Source organism: Pseudomonas sp. 300 (assembly GCF_055803035.1).
This window is the reverse complement of sequence record NZ_JAVLRV010000001.1, coordinates 133,586-156,926: the sequence shown is the minus strand read 5'-3', so window position 1 is coordinate 156,926 and position 23,341 is coordinate 133,586. Positions and strand designations below refer to the sequence as shown.

Below are 23,341 nucleotides of genomic sequence, written 5' to 3'. Positions count from 1 at the left end.
TGAGATTTGTGTCGATGGTCAACAAGAACCCGCAAGACGCATCCCTGCCCCAGTGGCCGGAAGCCGCGCAAACCCTGATGGCGCTGATGCATGCCCAAGGCGAAGTCGCGCGCCTGAGCGAACGCGAACAGCTATTCAGCTCGCTGCTGGTGAGCGTCAACGCGGTGCTTTGGGCGTTCAACTGGGAAACCCGCCAAGTGCTCTACGTGAGCCCCGCCTACGAACGGATTTTCGGCCGATCCGCCGGCCTGTTGCTGTCCGATGCCAACCAGTGGCGCGACAGCATCTACCCCGACGATCTGGAGTACGCCGAGCGCAGCCTCGCCGAAGTGCTGGTCAAAGGTGCCGTTGAAGACCGTGAGTACCGCATCATCGCCGCCGACGGCCAGGTGCGCTGGCTCAGCGACAAGTGCTTCATCAACCGGCAAGCCGAGCCGGGGCAGCCGGTGATCATCGTCGGCATTGCCGAAGACATCACCGACAAGAAGCAGATGGAAAGCGAGTTGCATCGCCTGGCCACTACCGACGTCCTGACCCAGAGCAGCAATCGCCGGCATTTCTTCGACTGCGCCAGCCTTGAGTTCGAACAGGCGCGACAAAAAGGCGCGCCATTGGCGTTTCTGTTGCTGGACATCGATGACTTCAAATTGATCAACGACACCTACGGCCATCCGGAAGGCGACAACGTTCTGCAACGTATCGCCGAGTGCGGGCAAGCGGCTTTACGGCGCGGCGATGTGTTTGGACGGATTGGTGGCGAAGAGTTTGCCGCCGTGTTCCCCGGTTGCGCGCCAGACATGGCCATGCAAGTGGCGGAGCGTCTGCAACGGGAGATTCAGCGATTGAGCTTCAGCCATGCCGACCAGACGTTCGGCATCACCGTCAGCCAGGGCCTGACCAGCCTCACTGCCGAGGACGAAAACGTCGACAGTCTGTTTTCCCGGGCGGATGCAGCGATGTACGAAGCCAAGCGCCAGGGCAAGAACCGGATCATCTCCGGCTGATGCAATCAACGCAGCGCCTACAAGGGGCTGCGTCGGACTCACTTTTTGCGCAAACGTATCAATTCCGGCAAACCAATCTTGAGCAACCGCGCCGTCCGGCTCTTGGCCAGTTCCTCGAGGCCTTCGTGCTCATTCAACCGCGCCATCTGCGCCGCCATGTTCATCACCAGCGCTTCGCGTGAGTAAACCCCGCCACCGAGCTGGAAGACCGCCGCAATCAGTTCTCGCAGCTCCAGGGGCAAGCGCCAGCGCGTACGCAGCGCCGAACCATAGGCCGCGCCGAACTCAGCGAGTGCATCACCGACCTCCTCCCACTCATCCAGCTCTCCGCCGGACTGCTTCCATTCCTGCAGACACCGCAGCAACGCGAGGTCACCCAAGCGGTGCAGCATGCCTGCGCAGTAACAGCGCTCCTGGTCCAGGTCCAGCAGACGTGCCAGCGTTCGGGCGTATTCGGCGGTGTGCAGCGACAGGTTCCAGTAACGCTCGGCGTAATCCGCGAGCGCCGGATCGCTGAGCCGCGCACTGCGCTTGAGCGCCAACCCCAGAATCAGATTCATGCTCTGCGCGCTGCCCAGCCGATGCAGCGCCTGGGACAGGGTTTGTACCGCCGCGCCGTGATGCTGGGCCGCACTGTTGGCGGCGGCGATCAGGACGGCGGTGATCTGCGGATCAACGCGGATTTCATCTTCCAGCAGTTTCAGGTCAAGGCCGTTGGGATTAAGGCTGCGCTTGACCGCCAGTTGCACGTCGGTCATCAGCGGCGCACCATCGGCAAATTCACGACAACGCTCCAGGTACGCCGACAAGGTCATGCCGGGCGCCAACGCCGGCACGTCACACGAAACCTGTTCACCGGCGTTCAGCAGCAGATCCTGCAGACGGAGGGTCAGGCTTTCCATGTTCAGGGGTTTGGTCAGGTACGCCGTGGGCGCCAGGGGCAAGGCTTCGCGCACGCTGGCGCTGTCGTTGCGGCTGCTCATCAGAATAAACGGCAACGGCGGATTACGTTTGCGCTGGCGGACAGAGCGCAAGATATTCAAACCGTCGACGCCGGGCAATTCCCAATCGACGATCACCAGGTCGTAAGGATTTTCCGCCAGCAACTCCAGCGCCTGCTGACCGTCGGCGCATAGATCCAGACGTGCATCGCAGCGCACGTTCAACAACACCTGCTTGAGCAAGTCGCGAGACCAAGGGTCAGCTTCGGCAATCAGTACACGCGGTACAGCGGGTAAAACGACAGCGGTCATCTGCATACTCCATTCGCACTGCTTGCACCTTAGTCAATGCAGGCCATTTGAAACAGTGCATGTGTTCCGCGGACACGAAAAAAAACCCGCCGAAGCGGGTTTTTTTGTCAATCAGGTCACAGATCGATCAGAGTCAGGAGATCACAGCTCCGAGAAGCACTCTTCGATGATCGCCAGGCCTTTGTCCAGCTGCTCGTCCGGCGAGGTCAGCGGTACCAGGACGCGCAGAACGTTGCCGTAAGTGCCGCAGGACAGCAGGATCAAACCTTTATCGCGAGCCTTGGCCACGACGGCAGCGACCGCTGGAGCGTTCGGCTTGTGGCTGTCGCCGTCAACAAACAGCTCGACCGCGATCATCGCGCCCAAGGCACGGACTTCGCCGATCACCGGGTACTTGGCCTGGATGGCTTTGAGGCCAGTGACCAGACGCTCGCCGACTGCCTTGCAGCGGTCCAGCAGGTGTTCTTCTTCGAACACTTCCATCACGGCCAGGGCCGCGGCGCAAGCGATCGGGCTACCGGCGTAGGTGCCGCCGAGGCCGCCTGGAGCGATGGCGTCCATGTATTCGGCCTTGCCGCACACACCAGCCAGCGGGAAGCCGCCAGCGATGGATTTGGCGAAGGTGGTCAGGTCGGCAGCAACGCCCATCTGTTCCATGGCGAAGAAAGTACCGGTACGGCCCGCGCCGGTCTGCACTTCGTCAGCGATCAACAGGATGCCGTGCTGGTCGCACAGGGCGCGCAGACGCTTCATGAACTCTTTAGGCGCGACGTAGAAACCGCCTTCGCCCTGAACCGGCTCGATGATGATGGCAGCGATGTCACGCGGCTCGGCGTCGTTCTTGAAGATGCGTTCGATGCTGGCGATCGAATCGTCGATGCTCACACCGTGCAGTTCGTTCGGGTACAGCGCGCGGAAGATGCCGCCTGGCATCAGGCCCATGCCGGCCGAGTAAGGCACGACTTTACCGGTCAGGCCCAGGGTCATCATGGTGCGACCGTGGTAAGCGCCGGTGAACGCGATCACGCCAGCACGGCCAGTGGCGGCACGGGCAATTTTCACGGCGTTTTCTACCGCTTCGGAACCGGTGGTGACCAGCAGGGTTTTCTTGGCGAAATCACCTGGCACCTTGGCGTTGATTTTTTCGCACACTTCAACGTACGGCTCGTAAGCCAGGACCTGGAAGCAGGTGTGGGTCAGCTTGTTCAGCTGCTCGGTCACGGCGGCGATGATTTTCGGGTGCACGTGGCCGGTGTTCAGCACGGCGATACCGCCGGCGAAGTCGATGAACTCGCGACCTTCAACGTCGGTCACGGTGGCGTTCTTCGCGGACTCGGCGAAGATCGGGTGAATCTGGCCAACACCGCGTGGTACAGCGGCTTCGCGGCGTTTCATCAGGGATGCGTTAGTCTTGCTCATAAAGTCCTCATTCACCGCTCATCGGGCGGCGTGGTTCAAGGAAAATGCGGCGGGGAGGCAACTACGGCAGCATGCGATGATCGACTGCCACAGCGTTCCCGGCCGCAGAGAAAATTCCATTTGAAACGCAGAAAGGGTCAGCGCTCTCGTGCCCTTTCCGCTTATTGCATTCCCGTCTGCCGAGCTTAGATGCCCAGGCAGAGGTATTTGATTTCCAGGTAATCTTCGATGCCGTACTTGGAGCCTTCACGGCCCAGGCCCGACGCCTTGATGCCGCCGAATGGCGCGACTTCGTTGGAGATCAACCCGGTGTTGACGCCGACCATGCCGTATTCCAGGGCTTCCGCCACACGGAACACACGACCCAGGTCGCGAGCGTAGAAGTACGACGCCAGACCGAACTCGGTGTCATTGGACATTGCGATCACTTCGGCTTCATCTTTGAAGCGGAACAGTGGCGCCAATGGACCAAAGGTTTCTTCCTTGGCCACGGCAGCGTTTTTCGGCACGTTGGTCAGGATGGTCGGCTCGAAGAAGTTGCCTTCCATGACCTTGCCGCCCGCCAGAACGGTAGCGCCTTTGCTGATCGCGTCAGCAATGTGCTCTTGAACCTTGGCCACGGCTTTTTCGTCGATCAGCGGGCCAGTGGTGGTGCCTTCTTCCAGACCGTTGCCGATCTTGAGTTTGGCCACAGCCACCTTCAGCTTCTCGGCGAACGCGTCGTAGACCGAATCCTGAATGTACAGACGGTTGGCGCAGACGCAGGTCTGGCCGTTGTTGCGGTATTTGGAAATGATCGCGCCTTCGACGGCCTTATCCAGGTCCGCGTCGTCGAACACGATGAACGGCGCGTTGCCACCCAATTCCAGGGACACTTTCTTGATGTCCTTGGCGCATTCAGCCATCAGCTGACGACCGATTTCGGTCGAGCCAGTGAACGACAATTTACGCACGATCGGGTTGCTGGTCAGCTCGCTACCGATGTCGCCGGCACTGCCGGACACCACGCTGAACACGCCAGCAGGAATGCCGGCACGCTGGGCCAGTTCAGCCAGAGCGAATGCCGAGAACGGGGTTTGCGAAGCAGGCTTGAGCACCATGGTGCAACCGGCGGCCAGGGCCGGGCCGGCTTTACGGGTGATCATCGCGGCCGGGAAGTTCCACGGGGTGATTGCAGCGGTCACACCGATTGGCTGCTTGATCACGATCAGGCGCTTGTCTGGCTGGTGGCCCGGAATCACGTCACCGTAGATGCGCTTGGCTTCTTCGGCGAACCACTCGATAAAGGAAGCGGCGTAAACGATTTCGCCCTTGGCTTCGGCCAATGGCTTGCCTTGTTCGAGGGTCATCAGGCGAGCCAGGTCGTCCTGGTTCTCGATGATCAGTTCGAACCAGCGACGCAGCTTGTTGGCGCGGTCCTTGGCGGTCAGTGCACGCCAGGCCGGCAGCGCTTTGTCAGCGGCTTCGATTGCACGGCGGGTTTCGGCAGCGCCCATTTTCGGCACAGTGCCCAGAATTTCGCCCGTTGCCGGGTTGTTGACCTTGATCGTCTGACCATTGTCCGCATCGACCCAAGCGCCATCGATAAAGGCTTGCTGGCGGAACAACTGGGTGTCTTTAAGCTGCATGTCGGCTTTCCTTAACAGCACCGCGACAGGCGCGGAGCAAATTATGATTGTAGAAAGGCGCCTCAAAGGCTGCCGTCAGGGAAATCATTCACCGGGCTGAAGCACATAAATAGCGCACGGAATGAACTCGTGCGGTTCAGCACCCAGACAAGAGCGTTTGAAATCTCAAACGAATCCTAGGATCAAAGGGGGTAAAGGACAATAGCCTGTTCGAAAAAAAGAACGAAAACGCCGCATTTGCTGCTTTTTTCTGATCAACGTAGCAAATGCAGGTTACGCTTTGAAAAAGCGCTGTCGATTCAGCAGCATGGACGCCCGCAGTGCATATGAGTATCATGGCGCCCGCTTGCACCAGTAGCTCAGCTGGATAGAGTACTGCCCTCCGAAGGCAGGGGTCGTGGGTTCGAATCCCGCCTGGTGCACCATATAGTAGAAACGAGAAAGCCTCAGGCCGTAGGGTCTGGGGCTTTTTTGTGAGTATTGTTTTTAGGATTCCATGACAATTGCAGCTGTATGCCGATGATCCGGCAAACATGTAGTTGCAAACCAAAAGCTTCTACTACCGCAGCCCCGTCGACGGATACGAGACAAATCGCACGGCTTTGGGAAAACGCTCGTACAAAAGTCCAGCATAAAAAGTCGGTTGCCACTTTATCGTTAACTGACGTGTGCATCTGTGGAGGTTGCGGAGATCGGCCTGCACGAAACCCTTCTGCCACTGCCGCCCACTGCCAACTCGGCGATGGGCTTGGTTACCCGACGAGGTAACAGGACAGCACCTCCGTTAGAATCGCGCTCTTTTTGACGTCCGCATTTTTTTGTTAATTTTTGGCGTGGGCTCGGCCGAAAATGGACGTTCGGCCGACCGAATTCTTTAATTAGGAGCTTCGCCGCTGTCTTCTAACCCTTTGACTGCCACCTTGCTTTCAACATCGATATAAGAATCTAAATATTCGTGAGAAATAAGCGAAGCATCCTTGCCAACAATTCGAACGGCTTGACCAGTTTTGTCTTTGCGACGATGACTGAATGCGAACAGAGTAGTGTAACGCGTAGGGGAAACACCTTGGAAATTCTCGAATAGAACCTTTCCGGTAGAAGACTCGTCTATCGAAATCGCATCAGAATGTAATTTCATTGCCAAGCTTTTCTCATATGGCTCGATGTAAACCACGCGGGAAATTCCAGACGCAATGATATGCCGGGCACAGTTGTGGCAGGGATAAGTAGTTGTATACATTATCGCCCCGAGAGTAGAACTTTTCCCACTTCGAGCAATATTAAGAATTGCTTCCATTTCCGCATGAATGGCACGAGAATATTCGATAATAGAGCCCAGCGCGGTAATTTCGAGTATTTGGCGCGCCAACCTAGCTGCTTCCGCGGAGCTAAGTAGGGTGTTATTCCCGCCGGCCTCATCTAATCCACCAACTTTCGCAAAAATAAGCGCCGGAGTAACCTCTTCTTTCTCAAGCTCATTACGTTTATCGCTATTGTCGTTACTCTTGACCTCCGAAAGTATGGATACGATGTCTTTGGCCAGTCGTTGCTTGGTATCGTCGTTGTAGCACTTTTTACCGTGCACAACACAACGCTGGTCATTTTCGGAATCTTCGCTATAGAGACCACCGCCACCCGCCGGAACATCATTCCAACCAACAGAGATCACATCGCCGGAACCATTCGCAATCGCGGCGCCAACCTGGCGGCTAAGGCATGCTGACTTCAATGAGGCAGCGTAGGCCGCATACATACCCGCTTCGTCACGAGTAGGGGTAATTCCGTTCTCGCCATGAACCAAGCCAACAAACCTTTTGCAGGGTTTGGTGATGTTTCCGGAGTTTTTTAAACTGTGCTTAACGAAAAAGTCAGCCCTGTGGACTGTTTTTTCAAGCTGCTGCCCATGAGTGACGTTCTCTTTGCGATCACGTTCGACCAGATTCTGTGCATCAACAGGGCTCAACCCTTCCGTTTGCAGATACTCCAAACGAGCATTCTGAGGACTCATCACACCTACTAGGAAAAAAGCATTCCGGTACGTCAGGCGGAACAGTTCTACTTCTGCCGGGTGTTTAAGTTGATCCACAATATAAACAGCACGGGGCGGGATCGCATCCCCACTTTCATTCATCTTTACTTGGCGATTAGTAGAGATGAATTTAATAGCCTGGATAGCCAATGCGTCATCAGTAAATTTGTCACGGATATCATTACCAAGATCTTGGAGTGCGGTATAGCGCGAAAAAAAATCGAGATTCTCAATTGATCCAATATCAATCGACGATAGATCGCTGTGTTTTTTTGCAAGCTCTTTGATGAGACTGCTTACTTTGACAATGGTGACTTCATAAGAAAATGCACCAAATTGGTCCTTCAGCTCGGAGACAACATCTTGTAGGTTGCATCCTACAGCTCCGCATACACCAATAATAAGCTCGTTGGTGCGACGAGACTTAATCTTTTCCTGTAAATTCTGATCGTGATCAGTGCGAGTACTTTCAGCTATTCCTTTTTGAGGAAAACTTTTAACCGTCCCTGTTGCCATATTAAAACTACCAATCGAGTTTTTTGGCGCGCTCTGCTATTTGTTTAATCGCGTGCTGGTATTCTTTTTGCTTTCTGCGTTCAACGAATGCATCCGAGAAAACTACAGAGCCGCGAGACTCCTCACCGCGAGCGACCTTAGCGACTGGCGTTTCAACGCGTTCTTCAGTTCTCATCGGCGTATTGTCCTTAGTAAAAAAGTCCCACCTGCCGGCTAATGTGTAAGTGACGTCAACACAAGGTTAGACCATGCATAGAAAAATGTTGGGGCACTGTTGTTGTTAGCTTGGCGTTTCCCGGTAGGCCGGCACTGACGCGCCAGCCTACCGGAAAACGCCAAGCTGTCAATACGCAGGTGTTTACTGGCCGCGGAAGTTACCATATTTGATTTCCTTCTCTCGTTAAGCTGACGGACGGTATCTCGTGACAGCTTGCGCACCCTATTGGCGCGGGCTCAAGGACTGCCAAAGTATTGGAATGTCAGTCATCAGCTAGTATCAGTAGCCAAGCTATCAGGTTGGTAGCGAGTCAAATTTAAGGAAAGCGCGATGGATATGGTTCGAGTCATCTCGTCGGCAATTTCAGCTGTGGGCTACGATGCCACCACCGGCCGGATGAAAATTACGTTCAAACAAGGACGGACGTACGACTTCTGCCGCGTTCCATCACACGTACACCAAGGCTTGATGACGTCAGGCTCCAAAGGTTCATATTTCGACAGAGTCATCAAAGATCGCTACCAGTGCTAGGTCACCGCATTTGATTTTTGTATACACGACCCGACTAGCAGCTTGGACCGTGTGAACCCACGCCTTTGCCCTATCCGAACATCCCCCCCCGGGTGCTCAGCTGACTGACGCCGCAGTTGTCAACTAAAAGTTGACAACTGCGGCAGACGGCAGAAGTGGCATTCAATAATTCGGTGAGCCTGTCACCTGCAGGATCCCGCAGTTTTACTCGTAGATACACGACGGCACCGTAAGAAAATGCCTGCCAGGTGGAGAGGGCCAGGCAATAAAAAACCCCTGAGAAATCTCAGCGCGGAGGCGCATCAACCGACAGGGGCCGTGTTGTTAGCGATTATAAGGGGTAAGGGCATCTCGGCAACTTCTGGTTAGCCCAATGCAACCGTCAAGGAAAACTTGACGGTTCGATTTGAGTGAGCGCGTCAGAGTCGTTCGCATGCTGGCCATGGCAAGTGTCTTGGGTAGTCCTTGGGCGTTTCTTGGGTAGTTTCTTCAGTAGTCGGCGACCACTAGTGCTCTGACATTCGCCGTTGCCATTCAACCAACATCAGAGGTTGCAGGTGACCATCCCGCACGATACCCTTCCGCCGTCGCTGCCAATTCAGCGGCCGGGCTTGGTAACCCGATGGAATAAAGGCGCAACAGCGCCCCAAACACGTTTGCAGGCGTTTTTTTTCGTCTGTGATCTTGTGCTATGGCGGCTGTGCGTGGGACGTCTTCGGACGTGCCGGTTTCCTTGATTCCCCGGTTTACCAACCTGCGCACAGTTGCCACCCATTCGCTTGGTATCGAATGCGCGGCAACTTCTAAAATCAAGGAAGTAAAAATGCGCAGCATCAATCCGTATGAAATTCGACTTACCACCCAACGCGATTTCGAATCGCAATTCCCCCGCACCTCCATCAATGGAGGTGGCAAATGACCGATCCATCAGAACTGAAAACCATCGGCTTAACGCCTGCCATCTATTGCCTGGATAAGGCAGTCTTCCACGTCACTCGCGATGTGCCTCTCGACGACGCGCTAGGCATGGCTTCTGACTTTCTTTTCCTTGCCAAGGCACTGACCAGAGATGCGGCATATGACAAAGAAAGCGATCGTCATGCCTGGGCGGCACATTATCTGACGGCGCTGAGTAAGGCATTGGTAGATGATGCTGTGAAAGTGCTGACGCGGGACGAACCTTCGCGGAAAGGTAAAACCAAAGAATAGCGGCAACCCACCATTCAAATTGCGGATCCTGATTTGTACGGATCTGCAATTTGAAAGAGCATTGCTTCCTAAGTGCCGCTCTTACTCAGTCGTCCAATCAAACTCATCGTAATCATCGTCTTCGTCGTCCTCAATCTCTTCATCATCAAGAACGTCCTCCTCCAGAGCTTCTTCCGCCTGCTTCGCCAGAAGAAACTCCTTACGACTCTCCGTCACTGCTCGCCGAAGTTCCTCACCCTTTTCCGGGCAATTGAGCATTTGGGCGATGCGGTCGATTTTTTTTGCCACGGCATCCTCCAACGCATCGGCTATGGGTCGATAGTGCGCGCTTTCAGGTGTTGATGCCAAATCGCGGAGCACCGTTGTCCTCAGTTTTTCTTCAATTCCTCGAGTCGGGCTTTGAGGTTTTCCTTGGGAAAGCGTTTGTGCAATGTCGCCATCAAGCCATCCGCCGCGTGTGTCTGACCGGCGTTCTGCAGGCGAATCACTTCAAGCAATTGCTCATCCAGGGTTTTCACCGGGGCGGTTGCACGTTTGCTGACTTTTGCTTCATCGGCCATTTCGGCGTTGATCGATTCGCTTTGCGCGGGGGCGGTGAAACCTGCCATCGGTGCGGCCGGCGCTGGCGCCGCGAGAGAGCGCGCAACCGACGACGGCGCTTGTGCAGCCTCTTTTTTAGCGACCGGCTCGGACAATTTGGGAGCGAAGTCATAGCTCGGCACTTGTTCCGGCGTGCGTTGCACCAGCGCCAGCATCAACGCGACGCCGACGAGGCTGGCGAAAGCCACTTGCCAACGGGGTTTTTGGCACGCCTGAACCCAGCGCTGCCACAGGTTCGGTTTCGGCGCGGAGACTTCACGCTGTGCAGCAGCGAGGATGAACGCATCGAGATGCGCCGGTGGTTCGCCGGTCGAATGCTCGCGGAAGTGCTTCAGCACTTGGTCTTCCGGTGTTTTGCGGGCGTCAGTCATGTCAGTACCTCCTCGGCCAGCAGCCGACGCAGTTTTTGCTGGGCGTAGCGCAAGCGGCTTTTGACGGTCTCCAGCGGTGTTTCGGTGAGGGTGGCGATCTGCGGCAGGTCGAGATCGCCGTGGGCGCGTAGCAGGAATACTTCGCGCTGATCGGTGGGCAAGGTTTGCAGGGCGGCCTCGAGGCGCTGGTTATCGCGGCTCAAGCTCAGCAGTTGCTCGGGATCGGCCGCGTCATCGGCCAGGGCGTGGGTCTGTTCGTCATAGCTATCGTGCAAGGGGCTGCGGATTCCGTGTTTGCGCCAGTTATCGATCAGGCGATTGCGGGCGATCTGGTAAAGCCACGTACGAAAATTCGCCCGACCTTGTGGCTGACTGGTGCTGCGGATCAGGCTCAGCCAGGTGTCCTGGTAAACCTCTTCGGCCAGTTCCGACTTACCGCTGAGGCCGAGCAGGAACCGATAAAGTCCTTGCCGGTGACGGGCGTACAGCGTCTCGAACGCGGGGCCGTCGCCTGAGCGATAGCGGGCCAGCAGAGTTTCGTCGCTCGATTCGGGAGCAGACATGTCAGTTGTAGCCTCCTTTATGCGGCTCACTATTGGATGCGGTCGTGGTTCGCAGGCTCTGCGCCAACTCCACCAATTGCACGAATTCTGCACGCAGACCGAATCGATCATCACCCCGCGCACCGCGAGCCAATGCCTCAGTGTCCTTCAGGCTGAAATCACCGGTGTAACGCCCGTCCTTGAGCTGCTGGGAAAACGCCGCTACGGCCGCGGCAAATCGCAGGTCATCACTGGCTTTGCCTTCAGAGCCAGCCGCAATCGGGCGCTCGATCAGCCGACTATTCCCACCTTCCGGCGGTTGATAACGCACACGCAGCATCGCCAATTCCCCAGACTTACCAGAAGCCGTTGATTCGACGCCGCCGTACCGCAACGGCTCCAACCAACCCTTCTCACCCTTCGGCACGATTTCGTACAACGCCGTGACCGTATGCCCTGCGCCAATTTCACCGGCATCGACCTTGTCGTTGCTGAAATCCTCACGCTTCAATGCGCGATTCTCATACCCCAACAGCCGATACTCGCTGACCTGCGCCGGGTTGAACTCCACTTGCAGTTTCACGTTCTTCGCCACGACGGCGAGGGTCGAGCCGAGCTGATCCACCAGCACCTTGCGTGCCTCGCGCAGGTTGTCGATGTAGGCGTAGTTACCGTCACCGGCGTCGGCCAGTTGTTCCATCAGGTGTTCATTGTAGTTATCCACACCAAAACCCAGGGTGGTCAGGGATACGCCGGTCTTGCGTTTATCCACAGCCATTTGCTTGAGGCTGTCGAAGTCGCTGATGCCGACGTTGAAATCGCCGTCGGTGGCCAGGAGGATGCGGTTGATGCCTTTGGGGATAAAGGCTTGTTGTGCCATTTGATAGGCCAGTTCGATGCCGGATGCCCCGGCGGTGGAGCCGCCCGCAGTCAATTGATCAATGGCTGTACGAATTTTCGCCTTTTCCCGTCCGGAAGTGGGTTCGAGCACTACACGCGAATCGCCGGCATAGACCACCAGCGACACCCGATCCTGCTCGCGCAATTGATCGACCAGTAATTTCAGGGTGCTTTTGACCAACGGTAACCCCTCGCGACGGTCCATCGAACCGGACACGTCCACCAGAAACACCAGGTTCGCCGGGGCCAATTCAGCCACTGCGCGATCCGATGCCTTGATGCCGATGCGCAGCAAGCGGGTGTGCGGGTTCCACGGCGACGGTGCCAGTTCCGTGGTCACGCCAAACGGCGAGCCATCGGTAGGCAAGGCGTAATCGTAGGGGAAGTAATTGACGATCTCCTCCAGGCGCACCGCACCCTCGGGTGGCAAGCGACCTTGATTGAGCAAGCGGCGAACGTTGGCGTAAGCGCCCGTGTCGACGTCGGCGCTGAAGGTGGAGACCGGCGCTTCGGCGACACTGTGAATCGGGTTATCCGCCAGCGCTTGATATTGCTCGCGCGGCTCATCCTGATAACCCGGAGGTGAAGATTCCGGGGCAAAACCTGCCATGGGCGCCGGACTTACACTGCGCTTGGCCAGAGTCGCATCGGCCATGACGGCTTCACTTCGCACCAACGTACTTTGTGCCGGAGGCGAAACCGGAACCGCCGCAGATTCAGGCTTGGACGAAACACCGCAACCGGCAACGGCCAGCAGCAACCCGGCGGCGAAACCCTGGGCGGCCGGGCGGAGGACATGCAGAGGGAGGGACATGGGGGCTGACCTCAGGAGGAAATTGATCCATTCATCCTCTGAGACGGGCAGCACGACCGGTTCGGGTTAAACCCGCTGAAAAAAACTTCAGCGGTGATAACGCCGCACCACGCTGCTGTTTTTCAGCACATGACCTTTGATTTTTTCCAGCAACTGCACGCGGGTCAGGCCGGCAGGCAAGGCGTCCGGAGCCAGGTCGAGGGCATAGAGCTGGATGATGTAGTGATGGGAGCTGTCGCCGACCGGCGGGCAAGGGCCGATGTAGCCGGTGGTGCCTTTGCTGTTGCTGCCAGCCACGCCTTCGAACGCGGACTTGGCGCCCACTCCGGCTGGAATCTGACGGGTTGCGGCCTTGATGCCGTAGTGAACCCAATGATCGACGCCGAGGCCTTTCTGGCCGTCCGGGTCATGCATGACGACGGCGAAGCTCTGGGTGCCTGGCGGCGCGGCAGTCCAGCTCAGGGCCGGAGACTGGTTCTTGCCGCCGCAACCGGCAGCATCGCTGGCCGCCGCCGAAGTGAACAGCCGGTTGTCCGAAACGCCGGGGATGCTGACGGTAAATCGTTCTGCGGCCTGCGCCGGAAACTGCACGCAAAGGGCGACGGCAACGGCCGCCAGCCAAGGGTTCAGAGAGGTCAATCGGGTCATACCGGAGCACCTTGTGCGGGTGAGGCCGTGGTCGGCGTGCAAACTATAGCCAAACCGTTCGTGCGGTGGCAGTGGGAATTGGCTGAACCACGGGATAGGCGCCAAACTCTTAAGTGAAACGCCTGCCTGGAGAGCGATCATGGCACTGCACCGCGTTGCCCGTTTTGCCGATGTTCCCGATAACCGTGGCCTGGAAGTTCGGATTGGGGACACCAAAATCGTCTTGCTGCGGGTCGGCGCGCAATTGCGCGCCTATCAGGGCGAATGCCCCCACGCCGGGGCGCCGCTGGCGGAGGGCGCGCTGTGTCACGGACGTCTGATTTGCCCGTGGCACAAGGCCGCATATCGGATCGAGGACGGCGCGTTGTGTGAACCGCCGTCGCTGGACAGCCTCAAGCGCTATCCCCTGGAAGTGCGCGACGACGACGTCTGGGTCGACGAAAACCCGCTTGCGGATGCTCACACCCCCCCGGCCGATGATGAACGCACGTTTGTGATTATCGGCGCTGGCGCCGCAGGCACGGCGGGTGCAGCGGCGCTGCGTGAAAAGGGTTTCGGTGGCCGCGTGCTACTGATCGACCGCGAAGCTGACGCCGGTTACGACCGCACCGTGTTGAGCAAATTCGTGATTGCCGGGGAGATGCCGCCGGACGAAGTGCCACCGCTGCGTGACGACAGCTTTTACCGCGAGCAGCGCATCGATCGCATCAACGGTGAAGTGGCGAGCCTGAATGCCAAGACCCGGACCCTGCAGCTCAAGGACGGTCAAACATTGACCTATGACGCCGCGCTGATCGCCACGGGCGGCACACCGAACGCCCTCGACGTGCCCGGCGCCGACCTGCCGCAGGTGTTCTTGCTGCGCACGAAAGATCAGGCACAAAAAATTCTGAGCGCTGCCAAACCCGGCCAGCGGGCAGTGATCATCGGCGACAGCTTTATCGCGATGGAATCCGCTGCGGCTTTACGCGAATACGGGCTGGATGTCACCGTCCTGGCCCGCCACGCGGTGCCCTTCGCCAAGCAGTTCGGCGAAACGGTCGGCAAAGCGATTCTTGCCCGCCATGTGGCCCACGGCGTGGTGTTTCATACGGAGGGCGAGGCCGCGCAAATCGAAGGTTCGAACAAAGTCGAAGCGGTGCGCCTGGATAACGGTCAGCGTTTGCCGGCGGATCTGGTATTGGTCGGCATTGGCGTCAGCCCGGCCACCGGGCCGTTCAACGATCTGCCGTTGGAAAAAGATCATTCACTCAAGGTCGATGGCGGTATGCGCGTGACCGAGGGGCTGTGGGCGGCCGGCGATATCGCGACCTTCCCGCTCAACGGCCAGCCGCAACGAATCGAGCATTGGCGCCTGGCCCAACAACAAGCGCGGATTGCAGCGGCAAACATGCTGGGCGGTGATGAACACTACCTGGATGTGCCGTACTTCTGGACCTGGCACTTCGGCAAAAACTACGACTACCTCGGTCATGCCGAAACGTGGGACGAGGTCGAGTTCAAGGGCGATCCGTACCATCCACCCTTTATCGGCCTGTTTGGCAAGAATGGCGTGGTAACCGCCGCCATCGCCTGCGATGAAGAGCGGGCGATGGCGATGCTGGCCGAGCGGATGAAACAGCCGCTGCCGGTTGACGAGGCGTGGCGGCTGATTCGGGACGTCTAGCGTTACTGGACCACGCCCGCACCACCGAGTTTGCTCATCACGAAGCCGACAAACTCTTCGACGGTCATTTTCTGGCCGTTGAATTCCACTTGATTGTTGGCGTAATGCAGTTTGCTGACGATGTCATTGCCGTCGGCTTTGGCGAATTGCGTGCCGACCGCCATGGCGCCGAACATGTCGGCGGTGGCGGTGGCTTGATCGGCAATGACCTTGGCGTCGGCCTGACCGTCGATTTGGCCCTGCACGCTGAGCAAATCAACCAGCATCGGCTTGGACACTTTGATGTTGACGTCCAGCAGGGCGATCAGCTGTTGGGTCAGTTGATCCGGCGGCAGGTCCATGGATTGTGGTTTGGTCAGGTCGAGCACCAGGTTGGCGCGGCTTTCACCGTTGGCGGTGGTGAACGACAGGTTTTCCAGAGCCACTTGCGGGCCGGCGGCCAGCAGTTTCTCCAGACCCATTTTTACCTGAGCCTCTTCCTCCGGGGTCAAGACCAGCTCGGGTGCCGGCTCGCCAGCGGCAGCCGCTTCGGCGGCGGCTTTTTCGTAGGGTTGCAGTTTGGTCTGGTAGATCTGCATCAACGACATCGTCGACGGAATATCGAGATTCTTCAGGCTCATGGCCATTTGCGCGGAGCCGACCGTCTTGCCGTTCAAGGACACTTCGCCGATCTTGTAATCGGCTCGCCCGGAAGCGTTCGTGCCCGACTCCTCGGTCTGGTTCTTCATTTCGAATTTCTTGATGCCCAACACCGACTGTTGCGCGCCGAACGTGGTTTTGCTGTCGGTCAGCTCGACGGTGTTCTCGCCGGTGTAGTAGCCGTAGGTGCTTTTGACCAGATTGCTGGCCAGGGTCAGGCCACTCAATTCGACTTTTACCGGTGTCTGGTCTTCAGCCACGGTGGTGAGTGTGAAGCTGTCCATGTAGCCGTTGGCTTTGACTTTCTGCGCCTGGGCGTTGGCCGAGACATCGAGGTTCAGGCCGGAGAATTTCAGGTGGGACTTGTCGTCCAGCGCCACATCCAGCGGCAGCAATTCGAGGGTGCCGTTGGTGGCGTTGTCGTAACCGATGTTGACCACGCCGGTGAGCGGCGATTTGTCCTTGGCCGCGGCGAACCACTTCTCGGTGATCGGGGTCTTTTCCAGTTCGTAGTGACTGGTGGCCAGGACCGGCAACAACTTCAGTGACATCAGACGCGAAAGCGGCAGCGGACCGTGTTCGATGTGATCGACAAAGAGCAATTCGACCGGCGCCTCGCCGAACATCTCGCCCTCGCCCTTGAGGCGGTAGTGCGCGGTGCTGCTGAACACGTGGCGCTCAAGCGACACCAGTTCCAGCGACGCGGTGCCGTTGGAACCGACCAGTGCGGCTTGCAGTTCTTTGTTGGCGTCGGCGATCGAGGTGTTCAGCACCCCTTCGAGTTTGGTGCCGGTGAACCAGGCACCGCCAGCGCTGATTGCACCGATGGCCACGACAATTCCAAGAAGCACGCCTGCTGATTTATTCATGAATGACCCGTTCGATGTCCGTTGTTTGAGGTGTGGTCGTCTTCCCTGAACCCATGACGGCGTACGGACACGACTGCGCTGAAAGTGCGAAGGAGATTAGCATCAGGCGCATCGGGTGGCCCAATGTTTAAAGGTTAAAGAGTGTCTATGGACCGTGCGAAGGGGTTGAGAGTTTCGGTGCACTTAAAATCGCCATCGCGGGCAAGCCCGCTCCCACAGGTTCAGCGTGATCCTTGTGGGAGCGGGCTTGCCCGCGATGGCGTCAGTGCCGACGGCATCAATTCAGGAATACTGCACTTCCATCTCATCCAGCTGATGATCAAAGCTTTTCAGCCGCGCCGTCCACGTATACACCAGCACCTCGAAATCCCGATTGATCACCGCCCCGCCCGCCACGTCCGCGCGCGGGTCGCAGAAATCCAGCTGATAACGCTCGCGGGCCATGGCGGCGGCAACATCAGAGAGTTCTCGGGCGTTGTTCAGCCAGTGCCAGTCGTCTTCGGCGATTTGCTTGTCCAGCTCAAGACATTGCTTCTTCAGCGTTTCGAGGCTCTTTTCCAGCGGCGTGCCGGTGAGTTCGCCCATGACTTCCTGGAACGTGCGCCCCGGTTGCCAGTAACTGCCCCAGAAATAACGATCGAACACCGTTTCGACCCGGCGCAGAGCGACCTTGGTGTCCCAGATCAGCACCAGCGTCTTGCCTTGTTCGAGATGTCTTTTTTTGATGCGCTGGCCCTGGAACGAAGCCCAGGCCACCACCACGATGGCCATCACGGCAATCAGTGCGGATGCGCTGTCGAGGAACACCAGTGCCTTGTCGATCTGGTGAGCCAGCATGATGCCGTAGAAATAGGTGGCCGACAGCAACACCAACGCCGCAATAGCGCACCAGAAGCCGGGAGCATAAGGGTTTTTCATTATTAGAGTCCCCATGACCAACGCGAGCCTTGATCTGCGGACTGGCGTGGCTCGTAGCGCGTCAGCCCAACACATCAAAGCATAGCAACGGCCTCAGGGTTTGCTGGTGTTCGTCGCTTGCGTTCGTCCGCTTTCCCAGCCACCGCCCAGAGCCAGGAACAAATCGATCTGGCTCATGGCAACCTGGGTGTTGGCGGAGGCCAGTTGCGCCCGCACATCAGTGTAGGTGCGCGTGGCTTGCAGATCGGCCAGGAACGATTCGCGACCGGCCGTGAAAAAGCGGTGGGTCTGGTCCGCAGCCAATTGCGCCGACTGCTCGGCATCCGCCAACGCATCGCGGCGTTGCAGCAACGCGGAATACTGGGCCAGACCGGTTTGTGTCTCGCGAATGGCGTTGAGCACCACGCCATCGAAATGCGCCAGGGCGCCTTGGGTCGCCGCTTCTGCCTCGCGGATTCGCGCCCGGGAGCCATTGGACGGCACGGTCCAGGTCAGCAATGGACCGAAGCCCCAGCGGTTGGTCGCCGGTTTGCCGAGATTCTCCAGAATACCGACGGTGCCGACGGTCGCGCCGATGCTGATGTCCGGGTACAACTCGCCGGTGGCGATGCCGATGCCAGCGGTCGCGGCGGCCAGTCGGCGCTCGGCCTGACGCACATCGGGCCGGCGCTTGAGCAAGGTAACGCCGTTACCGACCGGCAATAATTGCGCGATTTTCGGCAATTCGGCGCACGTGGCGGTGCCGGTCGGCAATTGGTCGACCGGTTTGGCCAACAACATCGACAAACGGAACAATCCCGCCTGACGCGCCGCTTCATAACGCGGCATGTCGGCGCGCAGGGATTTGAATTGGGTTTGCGAGCGGGTGACCTGGGTTTCATCGCCACGCCCCGCATCGCGCAAACGCTGGATCAGCGAGGTGCCTTGGGCTTGCAGGTCGAGGGAATGCTGTGCGATTTCCCGCTCTTCATTGGCCGCGCACACTTGGGTGTAGGCCCGGACGACGTCGGCCACCAAGGTGATTCGCGCCGTATCCGCCGCCGCTTGCGTCGCATCGGCATTGGCCTTGGCGGCCTCGATCCCGCGCTGCAAGGTGCCGAACAGGTCGAATTGGTACGAGGTGGTAATGCCGATGTCGCCGACATTAGCCACCGGCACTTTTTCCGGCAGCAGGAAGGCTTCGCCGGACTCCTGCAAACGCTGGGCGCCGAGCTTCACGCCGCCACTCCAGCCTCCTGCGGCCTGGGCTTCATCGAGCTGCGCGCGGGCGCGGGACAGGTTTGCGGCGGCCACACGCAAGTCAGTGTTGGACGCCATGGCTTGCTGCACCAACTGATCCAGTCGCGGATCTTGATACAGGCGCCACCAATCGCTCGGCACCGGCGCAGAAATGACATTTTTGCCGTTCACCGCCAAGTCACCCTGAACGTCTTCCCGGTGCACGGCGGCCTCGGCCGGCAGGTGATAATCCGGCCCGACCACCTGACACGCCGACAGCAGCAGGCCTAATCCGGCCACCGCCAAACCCGAGGCCCTGCTCATTTGCCCGGCTCCTGCTGCTGGTCGTCGATGATCGACACCGTCGCGGTGCGCCCGGCAATCATTCGGAAGTCCGACGGCACGTGATCGAAGGCGATCCGCACCGGAATCCGCTGGGCCAGCCGCACCCAGCTGAACGCCGGGTTGACGTTGGGCAGCAAGTTGCTGCCGCTGCTGCGGTCGCGGTCTTCGATGCCGGCGACGATGCTTTCCACGTGCCCGCGCAGGCGAGCGCGGTCGCCAATCACGCGGATATCAACCGACTGGCCGACATGAATGCCGTCCAGTTTGGTTTCCTCGAAATAGCCGTCGATGTGAAACGAATTGCTGTCCACCACCGACAATACCGGGCGCCCGGCGGTGACGAATTCCTGCGTACGGGGCGCCCGGTCGTTGACGTAGCCGTCCACCGGGCTGCGGATGGTCGAGCGGTCGAGGTTGAGCTGGGCGCTATCCACTGCCACTTGCGCTTCCATCAACGCCACTTCGGCGCGGGCGACTCGTGATTGGCTCTCTTCCAGTTGCTCGCCCGGCACCAGATTGCCGAGGCCGCGGTTACGCTTGGCTTCGCGTTGCGCCTGCGCCAGGGTTTCCTGACGGTCGGCGACCGCCGCTTTGGCCTGACGCAGCGCGAGTTTGAAACGGTCCTGATCGATGCTGAACAGCACCTGGCCGCGTTTCACCAATTGGTTGTCGCGCACGTCCACTTGCTGAATCAGCCCGGACACGTCCGGAGCGATCTGCACGATGTCGGCGCGGATGTGCCCGTCACGGGTCCAGGGCGCGAACATGTAATACATCACCATGCGCCAGACCACGACCACGGCGAAGGTCACGATCAACAGGGTCAGGACCACACGGCCGAGGGTCAAAAAAGGTTTTTTCATGTCATCAGGTATCGACTGAGTGAGTCCACGGCGCCGAGCAGCAAGGCGTAGAGAGCCACGTTGAACAATGCCCGGTGCCAGACCAGACGGTAAAAGTGCAGGCGCGTCAGCAGCCCGTGCACCAGCAGGTAAATCACATACGTAATGCCCATCAGCACCAGCAGCGTAGGCAGGAACACCCCGCTGATATCCAGATCACCGATCATAAAGGCGCTCCATCGATGCCATGGGGAAGCGGTTCTTCGAGGTCGCCGGTGCCGAGGAATTCCACCCCGGGCAGCAATGCCAGACGCAAGCCGCTCAAGGCGTGCAGCAGGTGCAGACGGGCGCCGTCATCGCATTCGCGGTTCAGGGTGCGGCGCGCGCGGTCCATCGTCATCAACAACGCACTCGGTGCCGGCAAACGCTCGCCGGCCTTGAGGCAGGCTTTGAAGTACTCGCCGACCTCGGCCACGACTTGGTGCAGCAATGTTTGCGGTACGCCGAGCACACGCGGCGTGTAGGCCAGCAGGTCGAGCACGTTCAGCGCCACGCGCACTTCGCGCAACGCGACGCCGGTGTCCTGGCCGGTCATGGCCAGACGCGGTAAATGCTGCATCAGGCGGTCGAGTACCTGCACACCCAAGCGGCGATGTTCGGCCAGGGAGGCCGGCTCGGTCAGGCTGACGATGTCGCGCCAACTGAAACGGGTCAGGCGCTTGGCCGCCAGTTCCGCGCCAAACGGCCGGGCGATCAGGGTCCAGACAAACGCAAACAGCAAACCGACCGGGCCCGCCAGGTTGGAGTTGGCGAAGCTCAGGAAATCCGCGTCGTAAGCGCCCTGAATACTGATGAAGGACGAGGTGTTGACCAGCGTCAGCAGCATGCCCAGGTAAAACTGCGGCTTGACCGTCAGGGTGCCGATGCAAATGAACGGCACGGCGAACGCCAGCACCAGCATCGGGAAGTCATGCAGGTTAGGCAGCACCAGAAACAGGTAAAGGCTGGCGAACAGCACCGACATCGCCGTCCAGAAAAAGAACCGGTAAATCTGCGGCGCCGGGTCGTCCATCGAGGCGAAAAAACTGCACGCCACCGCCGCCAGAATCACCGCAGCGCCGCCGTCGGTCCAGCCGAGCAGAATCCACAATACCGAGGCGACGATGATCGCGGTGACGGTGGACGCCGCCGAATAAAGCATCAGCCCACGGTCGAGAAACGGCGACAGGCGACCGAGGCGCCAGTGCCGATACACCGCGCGCCAGCTGTCCTGGCTTTCGCACTGAATCGCGCATTGCAGACTGCGGCAGTCTTGCCACAGATCGATCCATTCGCCGAGGCGATACAGCGCGTTGGAGAACAGCAGTTGCTTGCGATCATCCAGCGCCTCGGCGGACGGTTGCAGCGCTTCGAGTTGATCTTTCAGCGTTTGCCAGCGATCGAGGTTGGCGTCTTTGTGGTCGAGCCATTCAGTAGTCGCTGCCAGCAACGGCGCGAACTTATCCACAAGCTCCGGCGTGCGGCGTTCGAGGGCGTAGAGCGCATCGTCGAGGGCATCGATTACCGGCAGCAAATGAATCATTCGCCCGCGCAGTTCCTTGGTGTTGCGCACGGTTTGCGGGCGCGCACCTTCGTGGGGTAGCTGACCGATCATCAACTCCAGCGTATTGAATGTCGCAACCATCGCCGAACGCAGCGCGCTGACTTCATCGGGCTGCACGTTGCGGTTTAGGAATCGCAGACTGTAGGTCGAGGCATCGGTGAACCACTTGTTCACCGAGTCGTTGAACACCGGCGCCAGCCGCCGTGGCCAGAACATCGCACCAACCACTGCCGCGACGGCGATGCCGAGGAAGATCTCCTCAGTCCGCGCTTCAGCCACATCCCACACCGCCAGGGGGTTATCGACCACGGGCAAGGCGATCAGCGGCAGCGTGTAACCGGCGAGCATCAATGCGTAACTGTTGGCGGTGCGCAGGTGCAGCGACAGGAACAGCAGAATCCCGGTCCACAGCGCGATGACCACCACCAGCACATAAGGGCTCTGGACAAACATCGGCACAAAAAACACCGCCGCCGCCGCGCCCATCAATGTACCGACTGCGCGGTACAGCGCCTTGGAACTGGTCGGGCCGACGAAGGGGCTGGAAACGATGTAGACCGTGGCCATCGCCCAGTACGGACGCGGCATTTGCATGAGCATGGCGATGTACAACGCAATCATCGACGCCGCGAAAGTGCGCACACCGTAGAACCAGTCTCGCGCCGGAGGAACGCCGGTAAAAAATCCGCTCAAGGGTTCACCAACGACGGAGCACCGGCCGCTTCAAACGCTTTCAATACCCGCAACGCTGCTTCCAGATCACTCGGGGCGATCCCTTCCAGCACTTCATTGCGCAAGCGCACCAACTCGATTTCAACGGCCTGCACCAGTTCCCGACCGGTGTCAGTCAGGCTCAGGCATTTGGCGCGGCGGTCCTGCGCATCTTCGGTTCGACGAACGTAGCCGGCATGACACAGCTGATCGAGCAGCCGCACCAGCGACGGGCTCTCCATCCCGGCCGCCTGCGCCACCGTCACCTGCCGCACACCCTCGCCTAACCGGCCGATCATCAACAACGGGACGGCGCAGGCTTCGGAGATTCCATAGTTGACCAGCGTGGTCTGGCAGATCTTCCGCCAATGCCGGGCGGCCACCACCATGGAGCTGCTGATGTTCATCTGGAGAGCGTCGAGGTTTTTTGACACGAGAGAAAAGACACACTGTTAGTTTGCTAACTATCAATATGTCATTGGAGGGGAAAGTTGGTCAAGTTTTGAAACAATTCTTAGGCAGATGATCGATTTTTAACCACCGCGCCCTTTTCGCAACAGCACATCCAACTGATCCACCACCTCCGCCCAATCCGCGTCATCGAGAATATCGTCGCGCAAAAACTGCGCCTGGCTCTCGCTCCAGAAAAAAGCATCGGCCAAATGCAATTCCGGTTTGAGCGGTGAGTGGGTAGCGATGAATTTATCGATGCTTTCGGCGTCATCCGGCAGGCCGAGTTGTTTGAACAGGGAGGGGAGGCTGTGGGTTGGGGATTCCATGTCGGGCTCCTTGGGAATGGCAAAGGATGGGCGACTGCTGCGCAGTCAATCGCGGGCAATCCACGCTCCC

General features: G+C 58.7%; 22 protein-coding genes and 1 tRNA gene. 5 read left to right on the top strand and 18 right to left on the bottom strand.

What is annotated here, in order from left to right; genetic code table 11:
• Positions 1-14 precede the first annotated feature (14 nt).
• Positions 15-1,004, top strand: a complete 990-nt coding sequence (locus Q7W83_RS00730) for a GGDEF domain-containing protein (protein WP_150633169.1) — start codon at positions 15-17, stop codon at positions 1,002-1,004.
• 38 nt (positions 1,005-1,042) lie between these two features.
• Here Q7W83_RS00730 and Q7W83_RS00725 read toward each other — a convergent pair whose 3' ends face one another.
• The 3 genes from Q7W83_RS00725 to gabD all read right to left on the bottom strand — a co-directional run bounded on the left by Q7W83_RS00725 (position 1,043) and on the right by gabD (position 5,304).
• A complete protein-coding gene (locus Q7W83_RS00725; protein ID WP_473655547.1) occupies positions 1,043-2,257 on the bottom strand; it encodes an HDOD domain-containing protein in 1,215 nt (404 codons plus the stop codon).
• A 141-nt stretch (positions 2,258-2,398) separates the two neighbouring features.
• On the bottom strand, positions 2,399-3,676 hold the full coding sequence (gene gabT, locus Q7W83_RS00720) for a 4-aminobutyrate--2-oxoglutarate transaminase (protein ID WP_090177104.1): 1,278 nt from the start codon (positions 3,674-3,676) through the stop codon (positions 2,399-2,401).
• Between the two features lie 185 nt (positions 3,677-3,861).
• Complete coding sequence (gene gabD, locus Q7W83_RS00715; protein WP_150633171.1) at positions 3,862-5,304, bottom strand: NADP-dependent succinate-semialdehyde dehydrogenase; 1,443 nt, start codon at positions 5,302-5,304, stop codon at positions 3,862-3,864.
• 348 nt (positions 5,305-5,652) lie between these two features.
• Between gabD and Q7W83_RS00710 the strand changes: the two genes are divergently transcribed.
• Positions 5,653-5,729: transfer RNA gene (locus Q7W83_RS00710), tRNA-Arg, on the top strand.
• A gap of 449 nt (positions 5,730-6,178) precedes the next feature.
• Here the strand turns inward: Q7W83_RS00710 and Q7W83_RS00705 are convergent.
• Complete coding sequence (locus tag Q7W83_RS00705; RefSeq protein WP_150632919.1) at positions 6,179-7,849, bottom strand: anti-phage dCTP deaminase; 1,671 nt, start codon at positions 7,847-7,849, stop codon at positions 6,179-6,181.
• Positions 7,850-7,856: 7 nt separating this feature from the next.
• Positions 7,857-8,024 carry a hypothetical protein gene (locus Q7W83_RS00700; protein WP_191623721.1) on the bottom strand — a complete coding sequence of 56 codons (168 nt, stop codon included), beginning with the start codon at positions 8,022-8,024 and terminating at the stop codon, positions 7,857-7,859.
• 372 nt (positions 8,025-8,396) lie between these two features.
• On the opposite strand from Q7W83_RS00700, the gene Q7W83_RS00695 reads away from it, so the two are divergent.
• Both Q7W83_RS00695 and Q7W83_RS00690 read left to right on the top strand, forming a co-directional pair.
• Positions 8,397-8,597, top strand: coding sequence for a KTSC domain-containing protein (locus Q7W83_RS00695; RefSeq protein ID WP_150632920.1), 201 nt, complete (start codon positions 8,397-8,399; stop codon positions 8,595-8,597).
• A 915-nt stretch (positions 8,598-9,512) separates the two neighbouring features.
• A complete protein-coding gene (locus Q7W83_RS00690; protein WP_150632922.1) occupies positions 9,513-9,806 on the top strand; it encodes a DUF3077 domain-containing protein in 294 nt (97 codons plus the stop codon).
• A gap of 81 nt (positions 9,807-9,887) precedes the next feature.
• Here Q7W83_RS00690 and Q7W83_RS00685 read toward each other — a convergent pair whose 3' ends face one another.
• From Q7W83_RS00685 to Q7W83_RS00665, 5 genes are all read right to left on the bottom strand, one after another.
• Entirely contained in the window at positions 9,888-10,154 is a 267-nt protein-coding gene (locus tag Q7W83_RS00685; protein ID WP_224788086.1) for a hypothetical protein, read from the bottom strand.
• 20 nt (positions 10,155-10,174) lie between these two features.
• On the bottom strand, positions 10,175-10,777 hold the full coding sequence (locus Q7W83_RS00680; RefSeq protein ID WP_150654339.1) for a hypothetical protein: 603 nt from the start codon (positions 10,775-10,777) through the stop codon (positions 10,175-10,177).
• Complete coding sequence (locus Q7W83_RS00675) at positions 10,774-11,340, bottom strand: RNA polymerase sigma factor (RefSeq protein WP_473655546.1); 567 nt, start codon at positions 11,338-11,340, stop codon at positions 10,774-10,776. Before Q7W83_RS00675 ends, Q7W83_RS00680 begins: the two co-directional genes overlap by 4 nt.
• A 1-nt stretch (position 11,341) precedes the next feature.
• Positions 11,342-13,033 carry a vWA domain-containing protein gene (locus tag Q7W83_RS00670; RefSeq protein WP_473655545.1) on the bottom strand — a complete coding sequence of 564 codons (1,692 nt, stop codon included), beginning with the start codon at positions 13,031-13,033 and terminating at the stop codon, positions 11,342-11,344.
• Between the two features lie 87 nt (positions 13,034-13,120).
• The gene (locus tag Q7W83_RS00665; protein ID WP_150654341.1) at positions 13,121-13,681 is read right to left on the bottom strand and encodes a YbhB/YbcL family Raf kinase inhibitor-like protein; all 561 of its coding nucleotides are present in this window, start codon (positions 13,679-13,681) and stop codon (positions 13,121-13,123) included.
• Positions 13,682-13,820: 139 nt separating this feature from the next.
• On the opposite strand from Q7W83_RS00665, the gene Q7W83_RS00660 reads away from it, so the two are divergent.
• Entirely contained in the window at positions 13,821-15,347 is a 1,527-nt protein-coding gene (locus Q7W83_RS00660) for an FAD-dependent oxidoreductase (protein ID WP_150654342.1), read from the top strand.
• 2 nt (positions 15,348-15,349) lie between these two features.
• Here the strand turns inward: Q7W83_RS00660 and Q7W83_RS00655 are convergent, their stop codons facing one another.
• The 8 genes from Q7W83_RS00655 to Q7W83_RS00620 form a co-directional block, all read right to left on the bottom strand.
• On the bottom strand, positions 15,350-16,855 hold the full coding sequence (locus Q7W83_RS00655) for a YdgA family protein (protein ID WP_150654343.1): 1,506 nt from the start codon (positions 16,853-16,855) through the stop codon (positions 15,350-15,352).
• Positions 16,856-17,137: 282 nt separating this feature from the next.
• Entirely contained in the window at positions 17,138-17,773 is a 636-nt protein-coding gene (locus Q7W83_RS00650; RefSeq protein ID WP_150632929.1) for an NADH:ubiquinone oxidoreductase subunit N, read from the bottom strand.
• 93 nt (positions 17,774-17,866) lie between these two features.
• Entirely contained in the window at positions 17,867-19,315 is a 1,449-nt protein-coding gene (locus Q7W83_RS00645; protein ID WP_473655544.1) for an efflux transporter outer membrane subunit, read from the bottom strand.
• Entirely contained in the window at positions 19,312-20,199 is an 888-nt protein-coding gene (locus tag Q7W83_RS00640) for an efflux RND transporter periplasmic adaptor subunit (RefSeq protein ID WP_473655543.1), read from the bottom strand. The genes Q7W83_RS00645 and Q7W83_RS00640 overlap by 4 nt, the downstream gene beginning before the upstream one ends.
• The gene (locus tag Q7W83_RS00635) at positions 20,196-20,405 is read right to left on the bottom strand and encodes a DUF1656 domain-containing protein (protein ID WP_008034684.1); all 210 of its coding nucleotides are present in this window, start codon (positions 20,403-20,405) and stop codon (positions 20,196-20,198) included. Before Q7W83_RS00635 ends, Q7W83_RS00640 begins: the two co-directional genes overlap by 4 nt.
• Positions 20,402-22,474, bottom strand: a complete 2,073-nt coding sequence (locus Q7W83_RS00630; RefSeq protein WP_458378034.1) for an FUSC family protein — start codon at positions 22,472-22,474, stop codon at positions 20,402-20,404. Before Q7W83_RS00630 ends, Q7W83_RS00635 begins: the two co-directional genes overlap by 4 nt.
• Positions 22,471-22,899, bottom strand: a complete 429-nt coding sequence (locus tag Q7W83_RS00625) for a MarR family winged helix-turn-helix transcriptional regulator (RefSeq protein WP_150632933.1) — start codon at positions 22,897-22,899, stop codon at positions 22,471-22,473. The genes Q7W83_RS00630 and Q7W83_RS00625 overlap by 4 nt, the downstream gene beginning before the upstream one ends.
• 126 nt (positions 22,900-23,025) lie before the next feature.
• Positions 23,026-23,271 carry a DUF2789 domain-containing protein gene (locus Q7W83_RS00620; protein ID WP_150632934.1) on the bottom strand — a complete coding sequence of 82 codons (246 nt, stop codon included), beginning with the start codon at positions 23,269-23,271 and terminating at the stop codon, positions 23,026-23,028.
• Between the last annotated feature and the right edge of the window lie 70 nt (positions 23,272-23,341).

Excerpts from the sequence above, each read along its gene's own strand:
- Q7W83_RS00650 (WP_150632929.1), bottom strand. The coding sequence starts at position 17,773 with ATGAAAAACCCTTATGCTCCCGGCTTCTGGTGCGCTATTGCGGCGTTG.
- Q7W83_RS00620 (WP_150632934.1), bottom strand. The coding sequence starts at position 23,271 with ATGGAATCCCCAACCCACAGCCTCCCCTCCCTGTTCAAACAACTCGGC.
- Q7W83_RS00675 (WP_473655546.1), bottom strand. The coding sequence starts at position 11,340 with ATGTCTGCTCCCGAATCGAGCGACGAAACTCTGCTGGCCCGCTATCGC.
- Q7W83_RS00660 (WP_150654342.1), top strand. The coding sequence starts at position 13,821 with ATGGCACTGCACCGCGTTGCCCGTTTTGCCGATGTTCCCGATAACCGT.
- gabT (WP_090177104.1), bottom strand. The coding sequence starts at position 3,676 with ATGAGCAAGACTAACGCATCCCTGATGAAACGCCGCGAAGCCGCTGTA.
- Q7W83_RS00645 (WP_473655544.1), bottom strand. The coding sequence starts at position 19,315 with ATGAGCAGGGCCTCGGGTTTGGCGGTGGCCGGATTAGGCCTGCTGCTG.
- Q7W83_RS00625 (WP_150632933.1), bottom strand. The coding sequence starts at position 22,899 with ATGAACATCAGCAGCTCCATGGTGGTGGCCGCCCGGCATTGGCGGAAG.
- gabD (WP_150633171.1), bottom strand. The coding sequence starts at position 5,304 with ATGCAGCTTAAAGACACCCAGTTGTTCCGCCAGCAAGCCTTTATCGAT.
- Q7W83_RS00670 (WP_473655545.1), bottom strand. The coding sequence starts at position 13,033 with ATGTCCCTCCCTCTGCATGTCCTCCGCCCGGCCGCCCAGGGTTTCGCC.
- Q7W83_RS00690 (WP_150632922.1), top strand. The coding sequence starts at position 9,513 with ATGACCGATCCATCAGAACTGAAAACCATCGGCTTAACGCCTGCCATC.
- Q7W83_RS00640 (WP_473655543.1), bottom strand. The coding sequence starts at position 20,199 with ATGAAAAAACCTTTTTTGACCCTCGGCCGTGTGGTCCTGACCCTGTTG.
- Q7W83_RS00665 (WP_150654341.1), bottom strand. The coding sequence starts at position 13,681 with ATGACCCGATTGACCTCTCTGAACCCTTGGCTGGCGGCCGTTGCCGTC.
- Q7W83_RS00730 (WP_150633169.1), top strand. The coding sequence starts at position 15 with ATGGTCAACAAGAACCCGCAAGACGCATCCCTGCCCCAGTGGCCGGAA.
- Q7W83_RS00680 (WP_150654339.1), bottom strand. The coding sequence starts at position 10,777 with ATGACTGACGCCCGCAAAACACCGGAAGACCAAGTGCTGAAGCACTTC.
- Q7W83_RS00705 (WP_150632919.1), bottom strand. The coding sequence starts at position 7,849 with ATGGCAACAGGGACGGTTAAAAGTTTTCCTCAAAAAGGAATAGCTGAA.
- Q7W83_RS00695 (WP_150632920.1), top strand. The coding sequence starts at position 8,397 with ATGGATATGGTTCGAGTCATCTCGTCGGCAATTTCAGCTGTGGGCTAC.
- Q7W83_RS00655 (WP_150654343.1), bottom strand. The coding sequence starts at position 16,855 with ATGAATAAATCAGCAGGCGTGCTTCTTGGAATTGTCGTGGCCATCGGT.
- Q7W83_RS00725 (WP_473655547.1), bottom strand. The coding sequence starts at position 2,257 with ATGACCGCTGTCGTTTTACCCGCTGTACCGCGTGTACTGATTGCCGAA.
- Q7W83_RS00700 (WP_191623721.1), bottom strand. The coding sequence starts at position 8,024 with ATGAGAACTGAAGAACGCGTTGAAACGCCAGTCGCTAAGGTCGCTCGC.
- Q7W83_RS00635 (WP_008034684.1), bottom strand. The coding sequence starts at position 20,405 with ATGATCGGTGATCTGGATATCAGCGGGGTGTTCCTGCCTACGCTGCTG.